The sequence below is a fragment of the Pseudomonas sp. GW823-FHT02C02 genome (genome assembly GCF_058797635.1).
The window spans coordinates 412,374-426,730 of record NZ_JBXAJV010000003.1; the positions used below are offsets into that span (position 1 = coordinate 412,374).

A 14,357-nucleotide genomic window follows, 5' to 3' on the forward strand; every position below is an offset into this window, starting at 1 on the left:
GGGTTTTTTTGAGTAGAGCAGTGATTTGGAGTGGTTATGGGTGATCGGCACGACTATGTGGCCCTCGAGTGGGTCAAAGGCGAGATTGCCGAAACGCTGAAAGTGGCTCATCAAGCGATCGAAACCCTGCTTGATGATCCCCAGGCGACGCACGCCCTGAGCGATTGCCTGGCGTGCATCCATCAGGTCCACGGCAGTTTGCAGATGGTCGAATTCTACGGCGCGGCCCTGCTCGCCGAAGAAATGGAACACCTCGCCACCGCCTTGCAGCAAGACCGCATCAACCATCGCGACGAGGCGCTTCATCTGCTGTTGCAAGCCCTCGGGCAACTGCCGATCTACCTCGACCGGGTGCAAGGCGCGCGCCGTGACCTGCCCTTGGTGGTGCTGCCGCTGATCAACGATTTACGCAGTGCCCGGGGCGAAAGCCTGTTGTCGGAAACCAGCCTGTTCAGCCCGCAATTGCTCGACCTGCCGGTGTTGGGCGAAGAATCGCTGGCCCTGCTGGAACCGGCGGATTTTGCCAATGTGCTGCGCAAGTTGCGGCAGATGCTGCAAATGGCGTTGGTCGGGTTGCTGCGCGAGCAGGATGACGAGACTAACCTTGGCTATCTGACCAAGGTTTTTTCACGCCTGGAAGGACTGTGCGGCAACGCGCCTTTGAGCCCGTTGTGGCAAGTCGCCTCGGCGCTGGTCGAAGGCATGCGCGGCGGCTCGATTGCCAACAGCCCGGCGCTGCGCAGCCTGTTCAAGGACGCCGACAAAGAACTCAAGCGCTTGCTCGAACAGGGCATACGCGGCATCAATCAGCCGGCGCCGCCGGAGTTGCTCAAGAGTTTGCTGTTCTACATTGCCAAGGCCGAACATCCCACCGGGCAGATGCTGACCATGAAAGATCGTTACTCACTGGACGACGCGCTGCCTGACAGCGCAATGGTCGACGAAGAACGCGCCCGCCTGGCCGGACCGGACCGTGACGCCATGCGCTCGGTGCTGGCCGCGCTGTGTGAAGAGCTGGTGCGGGTCAAGGAACGCCTGGACCTGTTTGTGCGCAGCGACCGCCAGCACACCTCGGACCTCGAAACCCTGCTGGCGCCGTTGCGGCAAATCGCCGACACCCTGGCGGTGTTGGGTTTCGGCCAGCCGCGCAAAGTCATCATCGATCAACTGGCGGTGGTGCTGAGCCTCGCCCAGGGCCAGCGTGAACCCAACGACGCCATTCTCATGGACGTTGCCGGGGCCTTGCTCTACGTCGAAGCAACGCTGGCCGGCATGGTCGGCACCGTAGAGCCGGAGAGCCAGGAAGAAAGCCACCTGCCGACCACCGATCTGACGCAGATCCACCAGATCGTGATCAAGGAAGCGCGCATCTGCCTGCAACAGGCCAAGGACATGATCGTCGACTACATCGACGCCGACTGGGATCGCCAGCATTTGCAGGCCTTGCCGGCGTTGCTGACCCAGGTACGCGGTGCGCTGTCGATGATTCCGTTGGGTCGTGCGGCGAGCCTGATCGAAGCCTGCAACCACTTCATTCGCGAGCATCTGCTGCTGGACCCGGGCCAGCCCGGCTGGCAGGAACTGGACAGCCTGGCCGACGTCATCACCAGCATCGAGTATTACCTGGAGCGTCTCAGCGACGACCCCGAGGCACCCGGTGAACAACTGCTCGACGTGGCGGAAAAGAGCCTGGCGTCCCTTGGGTTTTTCCCCAGTGAACAACAGGTGCCGATGCTTGAGGATGTGCTGAGCCCGAGTGAAGCTCAGGTGATGCAGGACCTGCAAGAACTCGATGACCCCGATACCGTGCAGTCGCTGGCCGATGTCCTGGCCAGCCCGGTGTCTTCGGTCAATCCGCCGGCGCTGACCATTCCGGGCAGCCTGCTGCCACCGCCCGCCGGCGAAGAACCGGTGGACGAAGAGCTGCGGGAAGTCTTCCTCGAAGAAACCGATGAAGTCCTGGAAATCCTCCGGGAGTACTTGCCGCGCTGGACGGCCAACCCGGACGATAACGCCGCGTTGAGTGAATTGCGCCGGGCTTTCCACACCTTGAAAGGCAGTGGCCGGATGGTCCGTGCGCTGGTGCTGGGCGAGCTGGCGTGGGCGGTGGAAAACCTGCTCAACCGCGTGCTGGAGCGTAGCGTTGCGCCTGGGGCGGCAGTGCAACAATTGCTCCTCGATACACTGGAGCTGCTGCCGCAACTGGTGGCCGAGTTTGCCGCCAATGCCCAGCGCCAGAACAACCAGGTCGACCAACTGGCCGCTCGCGCCCATGCCCTCGCCAAGGGCGATACGCCCGCCAGCGATGAGGACACCCAGGACGTCGCTGCCCTCGATCCGCTGTTGCTGGAGATCTTCCGCAAGGAAGCCGAGACCCATCTCGCCAGCCTCAACCGTTTCCTCGATCAAGCCGCCGAGCACGTGCCGCTGCAAGCCAGTGACGAGTTGCAGCGGGCGTTGCATACCTTGAAGGGCAGCGCCTCGATGGCCGGCGTATTGCCGATCGCCGAGCTGGCGACGCCGCTGGATCAACTGGCCCGCGAATACAAAGCGCACCTGATCGCCCTCGACCTCGACGAAGTCGAACTGCTGCTGGAAGCCGAAGGTCTGTTCCGTCTCGGGCTGCGGCAACTCAAGACTGATCCGCTGGCCGCAATACCGGATGCCGATTTGCTGATCGAGCGCACCAAGGCGCTGCTCGCTGAGCGTCTGGATGCGCTGTTGAAAGCGCCGAACACCGCGCTGCGAATCAAGCGTGATCCGCAACTGATCAACAACTTCCTGGCCCAGGGCATGGACATCCTGCTGGACGCCGAAAGCCTGTTGCAGCGCTGGCAGCAGCACCCCGGCGAGCGCCAGGAACTCAGCGCGTTGCTGGACGAATTGACCACCTTGGGCGAAGGCGCGCACCTCGCCGATCTGCATCCGGTGGATGAATTGTGCGAAGCGTTGCTCGACCTGTACGGCGCGGTGGAAGAGAGCAGCCTGGCAGTCAGCGACCGGTTTTTCCACGAGGCGCAAAGTGCCCACGAAGCGCTGATCAATATGCTCGATGAACTGGCCGCCGGCCAGGAAGTCAGCCCGCAACCGGAACGCATCCGGGCCTTGCGCGGCCTGCTCGATGAAAGCCTTGATCCATCGTCCATGGGCCTGATCCGCAGCGATGGCAGCCGCACCCTGAGCATCCGCGAACTGGGCAGCGCCACCGCAGAACTGGAACAGACCGCGACTCAGGTCGAGCTGGACGATGAGATCGTTTCGATCTTTCTCGAAGAAGCGGCGGATATTCTCGAGAGTGCTGGCCAGGCCTTGCAGCGCTGGCTGAACGACCCGGACAACGCCGCGCCGCTGTCGTCCTTGCAGCGGGACTTGCATACTCTCAAGGGCGGCGCGCGGATGGCCGAGGTCGAGCCGGTCGGCGACCTGGCCCATGAATTGGAAAGTCTTTACGAAGGCCTGGTGGACCACCGTTACAGCTACAGCGAAACCCTTGCGCAGTTGCTGCAACAGAGCCATGACCGGCTCGCGGTGTTGCTCGAACAGCTGAAAAACCAGCACACCCTGGGTGCCCCGAGCGAGCTGATCGAGGCGATTCGCGAGTTCCGTCAAGGCAATGCCAACACCGCCGAAGTGGCGGAACCTGCGCCGGCCAATGACTCGCCGGGGCATGACCCCGAGCTGCTGGAGATCTTCCTTGAGGAAGGTTTCGACATCATCGAAAACTCCGGCGCGGCGCTGGTGCGCTGGCAAGCCGAACCGTCGAACCGTCAGGAAGTGGAAACCCTGCTGCGCGACCTGCACACGCTCAAGGGTGGTGCGCGGATGGTGGAAATTGCCCCCATCGGCGACCTCGCCCATGAGCTGGAATTTCTCTACGAAGGTCTGTCCGCTGGCGTGCTGCAACCGACCCCGGCGCTGTTCGCCCTGCTGCAAAGCAGTCATGACCGACTGGCGCAAATGCTCGACGCCGCCCGCGCCGGCCAGCCCTTGCCGCCGGCTGATCGGTTGATCGACGCGATCAAGAACTTCAGCCATCCCGCTGTTCTTGATACGCCGGTGATCGTGCCCGCCACGCCGAAACCCGACGCCCCGGTGGCGCAAGCCGAAGTGGGCGTCGACATGGTCAAGGTCTCGGCAGAACTGCTCGACGATCTGGTCAACCTGGCCGGTGAAACCTCGATCTTCCGTGGCCGTATCGAGCAACAGGTCAACGATGCGCGGGTGGCCCTGAGCGAGATGGAAACCACCATCGAGCGGATGCGCGATCAGTTGCGACGGCTCGACACCGAAACCCAGGGACGGATTCTCAGCCGCCAGCAAGTCGAAGCGGAACGTCTGGGCTACGAGGAGTTTGATCCGCTGGAAATGGACCGTCACTCGCAGTTGCAGCAGTTGTCGCGGGCGCTGTTCGAATCCGCCTCCGACCTGCTCGACCTCAAGGAAACCCTCGATCGACGCAATCAGGATGCGGAAAACCTGCTGCAACAGCAGGGCCGCATCAACACCGAATTGCAGGAAGGCCTGATGCGCACGCGCATGGTGCCGTTCGAGCGCATGCTGCCGCGCTTGAGGCGCATCGTCCGCCAGGTCTCCAGTGAACTGGGCAAAGACGTCGAGTTCGTGGTCGGCAACGCCGAAGGCGAGATGGATCGCAACGTGCTTGAGCGCATGGCGGCGCCGCTGGAACACATGCTGCGCAACGCCGTGGACCACGGCCTGGAATCGGCCGAGGTGCGTATTGCGGCCGGCAAACCGGCCCAGGGACGAATCACTCTCGACCTGTCCCGCGAGGGCGGCGACATGATTTTCGACATCCGCGACGACGGCGCAGGCGTGCCGCTGGACGCGGTGCGGCGCAAGGCGATCAAGCGCGGCTTGCTGGCCCCGGACGCCGAGGTCAGCGACCGCGATGTGCTGCAATTCATCCTGCAACCGGGGTTCTCCACCGCCGAGAAAATCACTCAGATTTCCGGGCGTGGCGTGGGCATGGACGTGGTTCACGAAGAAGTCCGGCAGCTCGGTGGCACCATGGTCATCGACTCGACACCGGGGCAGGGCGTGCACTTTCGGATTCGCCTCCCGTTCACCGTGTCGGTCAACCGCGCGCTGATGGTGCAGTGTCTGGAGGATCAATACGCGATCCCGTTGAACACCATCGACGGCATCGTTCGCGTGCTGCCCAACGAGCTCGAAGGGCATTACCGGCTCGATCCGCCGACTTATGAATACGCCGGGCAGCGTTATGAACTGTGTTATCTGGGCGAGCTGCTGAAAACCAGCACCCGCCCGAAACTGCTGGGCCAGAGCCTGCCGCTGCCGGTCTTGCTGGTGCAATGCAACGAGCGGCACATCGCCGTGCAGGTGGATTCCACGGCCGGCACGCGGGAGATCGTGGTCAAAAGCCTCGGCCCGCAATTTGCGTCGGTGCAGGGGTTATCCGGGGCGACGATTCTGGGCGATGGCCGGGTGGTGCTGATTCTCGATTTGCTGGCGCCGATCCGCGCCATGCAGGCCCGAGTGCCGCAACAGTCGGCGACACAGGACGTTGAGGTCGAGCCGCATAAACCGCTGCTGGTGCTGGTGGTCGACGATTCGGTCACCGTGCGCAAGGTCACCAGCCGCCTGCTCGAACGTCACGGCATGAACGTGCTGACTGCCAAGGATGGGGTCGACGCCATGCTGCTGCTCGAAGAACATATGCCCGACGTGATGCTGCTCGACATCGAAATGCCGCGCATGGACGGCTTCGAAGTGGCGACCCAGGTGCGCAGCGACGAACGTTTGCAGCATTTACCGATCATCATGATCACCTCCCGCACCGGCCAGAAACACCGCGACCGCGCCATGGCCATCGGCGTCAACGACTACCTCGGCAAGCCGTACCAGGAATCGGTGCTGCTCGACAGCATCGCGTTGTGGAGCAAAACCCATGCTTGAGCATCGCACCAGCAATCTCACCGGCCTGCTGCTGCCCCTGGCTGACCGCAACCTGATTCTGCCCAACGTGGCGGTGGCGGAGTTGATTGACTATCAACCGGGGGCGTTCGATCTGGACACACCGCCGTGGTACCTGGGGTTGGTGACGTGGCGGGACCGGCAGATTCCGTTGCTGAGTTTCGAATCGGCGTGCGGCAATAAAACCGTCATCGGCGAGCGTGCGCGGATCGTGATTCTCAATGCACTGGGTGGGCGGCCAGAGTTGAAGTTCATTGCGCTGTTGGTTCAGGGGATTCCGCGGTCGTACAAGCTCGACAGTCAGTTGAGTTACGTCGATGTGCCGTTGTGTCCGCTGGAGCAGGCGGCGGTGCAGGTGGGGGAGCAAGTGGCCAAGGTGCCTGATTTGCTGGCGCTGGAGGAGTTGTTGGTAAGTGCCGGGCTAGTCTGACGGGCCCCTTCGCGGGCAAGCCTCGCTCCTACAAGGACTGCGCCAAACCTGTAGGAGCGAGGCTTGCCCGCGAAGGCGGCCTTCACCTTACCGAATACTTCACGGCTAAACCCCGGCTCGAGCCTCCCACATCGTCCGCCAGATCGGCAGCAATGGCGCTGATGGACAGCAAGTCTTCGGAAGCATTGACCAGCAAGGCTTCGGTGTCGATGTCGGGGCATACAGTGAAGAGCCGGGACTTATTACGGCGCCTCGACGTTTTTTCGTGAGCAGGGGGAAGTAATAGGAGAAGACGCGGTCGGCAGCTTCTTTAAGTTTCTCGGCTTCAAGGGACGCTTGGGAATCGATGTCAGAGTTATCTGCTGGGTTGGTCGTTACCTTGGACATAATGAGTTTCCGATTACAGATTGGCGTTGGTCCATTCGAAATGAATGGCGCTTTTTCTCCGTCTTTTCGGGGGTTCCAGACCCGATCGCTGATTGGCAGCGACCCATAAACAATAACGATCAGCGCAAAACCCCACCAGTCAGCGGCTTCCGGCATTGCTGTAGGCGGCGACGCCAGACTGTGTAGCCTCGCACCGTTCCTGCGGACAAATGTTTAAACACAAATCCCTATTCGGCTCGCGACAGGTTGAAGATTCCCAAAAAGGGACCTATCGTTCCCTTTTTGGGACTCATCGGTTGCCACTGTGAAAAACCTTTCCCTCAGCGAAGCCTTGTTCACGACCACTCAGCAAAAAGTGCTGGGCTTGTTGTTCGGCAAACCCGATCGAAGTTTTTACGCCAACGAAATCGCCCGCTGGGCTCAAGTGGGTAAAGGCAGCCTCATGCGAGAGCTGGATCGGTTGCAACAGGCAGGCGTGTTGACCCTGAGCCGCCAAGGCAACCAGACCCACTATCAGGCCAATCCGCAGTGCCCGATTTATGCTGAGCTGTTGGGCATCGCCCGCAAGACTTTTGGCATTGCCGAGCCTCTGCGTCAGGCGCTTCAACCCTTTGCCGAACAGATCACCTGGGCATTTGTGTACGGTTCAATCGCCAAGGACTCGGCAAACGCATCCAGTGACATTGATCTCATGCTGATCGGTGAAGGCCTGCACTACAGTGAAGTGATGGAGCGGCTTATGCCTCTGGAGGAGCAATTAGGCCGCGTCCTTAATCCGACGCTCTACACCCCCGAAGACTGGGCCGCAAAACTGGCGGCTGAAAACAGCTTCGTCGTGCGGGTAGCGCAGCAGGACAAGATCAACCTGATGGGGGAAAACCCTTTGGAGTCCAAGGATGGGCAGCAACGAGAATCTGGAAAACCTGTTACGTAGCGGTGGGCTGAAAGCCATTCGTGTGCAGCAGCAGATGGCTGGGCTGTAATTATTACTCGTTGAAAACTGCGGTGATCGTTCTGGCCTCTTCGCGAGCAGGCATGGTCAACCATTACCCTGACCGTAACGATCCGTCTCTGTGCTTGATTGATGCTCCCCACCCAACCCTCCTAAGGTGACTCCCACGACAGCGAACCCGTGGAGTGGTCATGACAACAACAATATCCCCCGACTCGCGATGGACGCGGCGGCGCAGCGAAAAGCAGCGGCGTCTGGCGTTGGTCAAGGATCTTGCCGACGGTGTGGTCCTGCCCACCGACAACATCGTCGCGGCACTGGAAGCTCTGATCCTGCCCGGCGACCGCGTGGTGCTGGAAGGCAATAACCAGAAGCAGGCGGATTTCCTGTCTCGCTCCCTGGCCAAGGCCGATCCCGCCAAGCTGCATGATTTGCACATGATCATGCCCAGCGTCGGCCGCTCCGAGCACCTGGACCTGTTCGAGCGCGGCATCGCCCGCAAGCTCGACTTCTCCTTCGCCGGCACCCAGAGCCTGCGCATCAGCCAATTGCTGGAAGACGGCCTGCTGGAAATCGGTGCGATCCATACCTACATCGAGCTCTATGCGCGGCTGGTGGTCGACCTGATTCCCAACGTCGTGCTCTCGGCCGGTTTCATGGCCGACCGCGCCGGCAACATCTACACCGGCCCGAGCACCGAAGACACCCCCGCCTTGATCGAGCCGGCCGCCTTCAGCGACGGCATTGTCATCGTCCAGGTCAACCAACTGGTGGACGATGTCAGCGACCTGCCACGCGTCGACATTCCCGCGTCCTGGGTCGATTTCGTGGTGGTGGCGGACAAGCCGTTCTACATCGAACCGCTGTTCACCCGCGACCCACGGCATATCAAACCTGTGCACGTGTTGATGGCGATGATGGCGATCCGTGGGATCTACGAAAAACACAACGTTCAGTCGCTGAACCACGGCATCGGTTTCAACACCGCCGCCATCGAATTGATCCTGCCGACCTACGGCGAATCCCTCGGCCTGAAGGGCAAGATCTGCCGCAACTGGACGCTCAATCCGCACCCGACGCTGATCCCGGCGATTGAAAGCGGCTGGGTCGAAAGTGTGCATTGCTTCGGCACTGAACTGGGCATGGAAAACTACATCGCTGCGCGGCCGGACGTGTTCTTCACCGGGCGCGACGGCTCGCTGCGATCCAACCGGATGTTCTGCCAACTCGCCGGGCAATACGCGGTGGACCTGTTTATCGGCGCAACCCTGCAAGTCGATGGCGACGGTCATTCTTCCACCGTGACCCGTGGGCGCCTGGCCGGTTTCGGCGGCGCGCCGAACATGGGCCACGACCCGCGCGGTCGCCGTCATAGCACGCCGGCCTGGCTCGACATGCGCCATGACGACGCGCCCGAAGCCTTGCTCGAACGCGGCAAAAAACTCGTGGTGCAAATGGTCGAGACCTTCCAGGAGGGCGGCAAACCGACCTTCGTCGAAACCCTCGATGCAATAGAAGTGGCGAAGAAAAGCGGCATGCCGCTGGCGCCGATCATGGTCTACGGCGACGACGTCACTCACCTGCTGACCGAAGAAGGCATCGCCTATTTGTACAAGGCCCGCTCCCTTGAAGAGCGCCAGGCGATGATCGCCGCCGTCGCCGGAGTGACCGCCATCGGCCTGCGCCACAACCCGAAAGACACCGCACGCATGCGCCGTGAAGGCTTGATCGCCTTGCCCGAAGACCTCGGCATCCGCCGCACCGACGCCACCCGCGAATTGCTCGCGGCCAAGAGCGTGGCTGATCTGGTCGAGTGGTCCGGTGGCCTCTACAACCCGCCCGCCAAGTTCAGGAGCTGGTAATGCACGCATTCAACCTGCAACCGAAAACGCTTTCCCTGGCTGAACGGCTGGCGGACCTGGCGGTGGACGCATTGATCGACGAAGCGGACCTGTCGCCGAAACCGGCGTTGGTCGACCGTCGTGGCAATGGCGCTCATACCGATTTGCACCTCGGGCTGATGCACGCCTCGGCGCTGTCGTTGTGGCCTGCATTCAAGGAAATGGCGCAAGCGGCCATTGAATCTGGCGAAGTCGGTGTGCCGCTGCGTGAAGCCGTTGGACGGATCGGTCGGGAAGGGGAGCAAGCGATGCTCGCCACAACGGCTGGCGTGAACACCCATCGCGGGGCGATCTGGGCCTTGGGTCTTTTGGTCACGGCCTGCGCGCTTGAGCCTGAATCCAGTGCCGTAGGCCCGATTGCTTTGCGTGCTGCCCGACTCGCGTTAATCGACGACCGTTACGCACCACGTCCACTCAGCCATGGCGCCCAGGTTGCCCAACGCTACGGCGCTCGCGGTGCCCGTGAAGAAGCCCAACTCGGCTTTCCTTCGGTTCTGCAACGCGCACTGCCACAACTCAAACGCAGCCGCGCCTTGGGCCATGGCGAGCAGAACGCCCGGCTCGACGCCTTGCTCGCAATCATGACGAACCTGGCCGACACCTGCGTGCTCTACCGCGCCGGCGAACACGGCCTGCAAACCATGCAGCTTGGTGCCCAAGCGGTACTCGATGCGGGCGGCAGCGCCAGCCTCGCCGGTCGCCGCCGTCTGCACGAATTGGACGAACAATTAATCGCATTGAATGCGTCGCCCGGCGGTGCCGCGGATTTGCTCGCCGCCTGCCTGTTTATCGACCGCATCGAGTCGGGAGCTTTCTGATGGAAACCTTATCCTTTGAATTCCCCGCTGGGCAGCCGCCACTAGGCCGCACGCTGGTGGGCTGTGTCGGTTCGGGCGATCTGGAAGTGCTGATCGAACCGGGTCAGGCCGGCAAATTGACGATCAAGGTGCAGACCTCGGTCAATGGCGCCGAACAACGCTGGCAGCACCTGTTTGCACGGATGTTCGACGGCCAGACACCGCCAGCGATGGCCATTGATATCCACGATTTCGGCGCGACCCCCGGCGTGGTGCGCTTGCGTCTGGAACAAGGCTTTGAGGAGATCGGTCATGACTGACAGTAAAGAACTCCTACACAAGCACAGCTTCGTCGAACTCGGCGCCCGGCAACGGGCGAAAGCCTTGCTCGACCCTGGCACCTTCCGCGAATTGCTCGACCCGTTTCAACGCGTCATGTCGCCGTGGCTGTCGCGCCAGGGCGTGGTGCCGCAAGCCGATGACGGCGTGGTGATCGCCAAGGGCAGCATCGGTGGATTGCCGGTGGTGATCGCCGCCATCGAAGGTGCATTTCAGGGCGGCAGCCTCGGTGAGGTCGGCGGGGCGAAGATTGCCGGTGCGCTGGAACTCGCCGCCGAAGACAACCGCAATGGCATTCCCACTCGCGCCGTGTTGCTGCTGGAAACCGGCGGCGTGCGTTTGCAGGAAGCCAATCTTGGGCTGGCGGCGATTGCCGATATTCATGCGGCGATTGTCGACCTGCGCCAGTACCAGCCGGTTATCGGTGTGGTCGCCGGCAGCGTGGGTTGCTTTGGCGGGATGTCGATTGCCGCCGGGTTGTGCAGCTATTTGCTGGTGACTCAGGAAGCGCGGCTTGGCCTCAACGGTCCGCAAGTGATCGAACAGGAAGCCGGGCTTGAGGAATACGACTCCCGCGACCGTCCTTTCATCTGGAGCCTGACCGGTGGCGAGCAGCGTTTTGCCAGTGGTTTGGTAGACCGTTATGTGGCCGACGATGTGGCGCAGATCCAGCAGCAGGTCGGTGAGTTACTCAAGCAAGGTTTGCCGGCACAACAACGCAGCCGTCAGGCCGATCTGTTCCTGCAGCGGCTGGCCCGTCTGGACGCCGAACCGCAAATCGAGCCGTCAGTGGTTCGCGATCTGTATCAAGGAGAGCACTCATGAGTTCGTATTCCCTGAGAGGTTTGAACTGGTTCAACGCCTTGAGTGCGGGCGCGAAACCGGTCGAAGGTTTGCCCACTTCGTTGAAGGTCGCCGACGGTGTATTGGGTGATCAGTCTGTACGGTTTATCGCGGTGGTGGCTGATCCCGACAACCGTTTCGTCCGCGCCCGCAATGGCGAGGTCGGTCTGCTGGAAGGTTGGGGCCTGGCCAAGGCGGTGGATGACGTCATCGCCGAAGACACGGATAAACCGCACAAACGCGCCTTGGTCGCCATCGTCGATGTGCCGAGCCAGGCTTACGGTCGGCGCGAAGAAGCGCTCGGCATTCATCAGGCCCTGGCGGGTGCGGCAGACAGTTATGCCCGCGCCCGGTTGGCCGGTCATGCGGTGATTGGCTTGCTGGTGGGCAAGGCGATGTCCGGGGCGTTTCTGGCCCATGGGTATCAGGCCAATCGCTTGATAGCCTTGCGTGATCCGGGCGTGATGGTCCATGCGATGGGCAAGGCATCGGCAGCGCGGGTGACGTTGCGCAGCGTCGAAGAACTCGAAGCCCTGGCTTCCAGCGTGCCGCCGATGGCTTATGACATCGACAGCTATGCGAGTCTGGGATTGCTTTGGGAAACCTTGTCGGTAGAGCAGATCGAGCAGCCGACAACGGCGGATCTGGCGCGGGTGACTGAATGCCTGAACCTTGCCATTGGCGATGTCGCCACCAGCGGACGTGATCTGAGCAGCCGCTTGGGCGCGACCAACCGTGCGGCATCAAGCACCGTTCGCCAATTGCTGAGAGCGCAGTGGTGAATACGTTTCTGGCCCACGACCTGCTTTGGGGGATGACCCCGGAGCAGCTGCCGGTGGACGCGCCTGCATGGGCGATCGAGTCGGTCAGCGCAGGTCAGCCGGTGGTGGTTCGGCGTGCGTTGAGTGCGCCGGATCACGTCGCGGTCGGGGTACGTGGGCGGTTGCGTGAGCAGCGGTTTGCAACGGTGATGTCGATCGCTGCGATTGCTCGTCGCGTCAGACCGGAAGACCTTTGTCATGCCTTGATCGAGCGGGATCTGCCAGCAGTACGCGCCCTCAATGATTTGCGGCCGATGCTCGATGACTTCGGTTGGGCGTGGGGCGTCAGCGGCAGCGCCGGGTTTGAATTGGCCAGCGGTGTTCAAGCGTTGCACGAGGGCAGTGATCTCGACTTGATCCTGCGCACCCCGCAACCGTTGGATCGATTGAAAGCGCAGGCGCTGGTGAAGATTCTGGACACGGCTGCGTGCCAGGTAGACATGCAGTTGCAGACGCCTTTCGGCGCCGTCGCCCTGCGCGAATGGGCTGGTGCTGCCCGCCGGGTTTTGCTGAAAAACGCCCGTGAAGCCTGCCTGGTGATTGATCCGTGGGAGCAAGCAGCGTGAGCAGTTTGCTGGTGTTCCCAGGCCAGGGCGCGCAGCAACCGGGCATGCTCCACCGTTTGCCTCTCGAAACGGTGAATGAGGCCAGTGAAGTGCTGGGCGAAGACGTGTTGCGGCTGGATTGCGCCGAGGCGTTGAAATCGACAAGGGCCGTTCAGCTTTGCCTGTTGATTGCCGGCGTCGCGGCTTCACGCCAGTTATCAATGGCAGCGGATTACGTGGCGGGATTGTCCATCGGCGCCTACCCGGCAGCGGTGGTGGCGGGCGCCCTGAGCTTCAGCGATGCGCTGCATCTGGTCAGCCTGCGTGGTGAGCTGATGCAGCAGGCTTATCCTCAGGGCTACGGCATGACCGCGATCATCGGTCTGGATCTGGCGACAGTGGAAGGGTTGCTGGCGCAGGTTCACCGCGTCGATATGCCGGTTTACCTGGCCAATATCAATGCCGATAACCAAGTGGTGATTGCTGGCAGCGATGCGGCGATGAAAGCTGTCGCCGAACTGGCCCGAGGTCGCGGGGCAGGTCTGGCAAAACGACTGGCCGTCAGCGTGCCTTCCCATTGCCCGCTGCTGGAAGCTCCGGCGAAAACCCTGGCCGAAGCCTTCGCCAATGTGCAACTGAAAACACCGACATTGAGTTACCTGAGCGGCAGTCGCGCCCGGCCCGTCATCAACACCGAAGCCTTGCGCGATGACCTGGCTTTCAACATGTGTCGCGTGGTGGATTGGCGCGGCACGGTGCAAAGCGCTTACGAGCGTGGCGTACGTCTACAGATCGAACTGCCGCCCGGTGCGGTGCTGACCGGGCTGGCGCGCCGGGTGTTCGAGCAGGGCACCGTCATTGCCTTCGACGGTGCTCGCCTCGATACCTTGCAGGCGCTGTTGCGTGAGGAGGGAAGCCGCCAACCCTAGACCACCGACTCAAGCCTTCGAACAACAAAAACAACATTCGACGATGCACTTTGAGGACAACAACAATGATTATTTATGGTGTGGCGTTTCTCGCCTTTTGTACCCTGGTGGGTATTTTTGTCGGTGAACTGCTCGGCAAGCTGATTGGCGTACCGGCCAACGTTGGCGGTGTAGGTATTGCGATGCTGCTGTTGATCGGCCTCGGCAGTTACCTGAATAAAAGTGGTTGGTTCAAAGGCAAGACAGAGCAGGGCGTGGAGTTCTGGAGCGCAATTTATATTCCGATCGTCGTCGCCATGGCGGCGCAACAAAACGTCTATGGCGCACTCAAGGGTGGGCCGATGGCGATTCTGGCGGGGACGGCAGCGGTGGTTATCGCCTTTGCCTTGGTGCCGGTGCTGGTACGCATCGGCAACAAGGAACCCGCCTCTGTCATTCCTCCGAAGACGGTAGGGTGA

General features: G+C 61.7%; 12 protein-coding genes. 11 read left to right on the forward strand and 1 reads right to left on the reverse strand.

Annotated features, from left to right (window positions below):
* Window positions 1-36: 36 nt before the first annotated feature.
* Together AC1ROI_RS07340 and AC1ROI_RS07345 are read left to right on the forward strand one after the other, a co-directional pair.
* On the forward strand, window positions 37-5,937 hold the full coding sequence (locus AC1ROI_RS07340; RefSeq protein WP_102594546.1) for an Hpt domain-containing protein: 5,901 nt from the start codon (window positions 37-39) through the stop codon (window positions 5,935-5,937).
* Complete coding sequence (locus AC1ROI_RS07345; RefSeq protein WP_010466875.1) at window positions 5,930-6,385, forward strand: chemotaxis protein CheW; 456 nt, start codon at window positions 5,930-5,932, stop codon at window positions 6,383-6,385. Before AC1ROI_RS07340 ends, AC1ROI_RS07345 begins: the two co-directional genes overlap by 8 nt.
* Before the next feature lie 82 nt (window positions 6,386-6,467).
* On the opposite strand, the gene AC1ROI_RS07350 is transcribed toward AC1ROI_RS07345, so the two are convergent.
* The gene (locus tag AC1ROI_RS07350) at window positions 6,468-6,581 is read right to left on the reverse strand and encodes a DUF6124 family protein (RefSeq protein ID WP_371857855.1); all 114 of its coding nucleotides are present in this window, start codon (window positions 6,579-6,581) and stop codon (window positions 6,468-6,470) included.
* Window positions 6,582-7,076: 495 nt separating this feature from the next.
* Between AC1ROI_RS07350 and AC1ROI_RS07355 the strand changes: the two genes are divergently transcribed.
* The 9 genes from AC1ROI_RS07355 to madL all read left to right on the forward strand — a co-directional run bounded on the left by AC1ROI_RS07355 (window position 7,077) and on the right by madL (window position 14,357).
* Complete coding sequence (locus AC1ROI_RS07355) at window positions 7,077-7,706, forward strand: nucleotidyltransferase domain-containing protein (RefSeq protein ID WP_083375550.1); 630 nt, start codon at window positions 7,077-7,079, stop codon at window positions 7,704-7,706.
* Between the two features lie 209 nt (window positions 7,707-7,915).
* On the forward strand, window positions 7,916-9,586 hold the full coding sequence (gene mdcA, locus AC1ROI_RS07360) for a malonate decarboxylase subunit alpha (protein WP_077747234.1): 1,671 nt from the start codon (window positions 7,916-7,918) through the stop codon (window positions 9,584-9,586).
* Window positions 9,586-10,443 (forward strand): triphosphoribosyl-dephospho-CoA synthase, encoded by an 858-nt coding sequence (locus AC1ROI_RS07365; protein WP_102594547.1) that lies wholly within the window; start codon window positions 9,586-9,588, stop codon window positions 10,441-10,443. Before mdcA ends, AC1ROI_RS07365 begins: the two co-directional genes overlap by 1 nt.
* Window positions 10,443-10,742 carry a malonate decarboxylase subunit delta gene (locus AC1ROI_RS07370; protein WP_102594548.1) on the forward strand — a complete coding sequence of 100 codons (300 nt, stop codon included), beginning with the start codon at window positions 10,443-10,445 and terminating at the stop codon, window positions 10,740-10,742. Before AC1ROI_RS07365 ends, AC1ROI_RS07370 begins: the two co-directional genes overlap by 1 nt.
* Complete coding sequence (locus AC1ROI_RS07375; RefSeq protein ID WP_102594549.1) at window positions 10,735-11,586, forward strand: biotin-independent malonate decarboxylase subunit beta; 852 nt, start codon at window positions 10,735-10,737, stop codon at window positions 11,584-11,586. The genes AC1ROI_RS07370 and AC1ROI_RS07375 overlap by 8 nt, the downstream gene beginning before the upstream one ends.
* Entirely contained in the window at window positions 11,583-12,386 is an 804-nt protein-coding gene (gene mdcE / locus AC1ROI_RS07380) for a biotin-independent malonate decarboxylase subunit gamma (protein WP_102594550.1), read from the forward strand. The genes AC1ROI_RS07375 and mdcE overlap by 4 nt, the downstream gene beginning before the upstream one ends.
* Complete coding sequence (locus AC1ROI_RS07385) at window positions 12,380-12,991, forward strand: malonate decarboxylase holo-ACP synthase (RefSeq protein WP_083375554.1); 612 nt, start codon at window positions 12,380-12,382, stop codon at window positions 12,989-12,991. Before mdcE ends, AC1ROI_RS07385 begins: the two co-directional genes overlap by 7 nt.
* On the forward strand, window positions 12,988-13,899 hold the full coding sequence (mdcH, locus tag AC1ROI_RS07390; protein ID WP_083375555.1) for a malonate decarboxylase subunit epsilon: 912 nt from the start codon (window positions 12,988-12,990) through the stop codon (window positions 13,897-13,899). The genes AC1ROI_RS07385 and mdcH overlap by 4 nt, the downstream gene beginning before the upstream one ends.
* Before the next feature lie 65 nt (window positions 13,900-13,964).
* On the forward strand, window positions 13,965-14,357 hold the full coding sequence (madL, locus tag AC1ROI_RS07395; RefSeq protein WP_010466888.1) for a malonate transporter subunit MadL: 393 nt from the start codon (window positions 13,965-13,967) through the stop codon (window positions 14,355-14,357).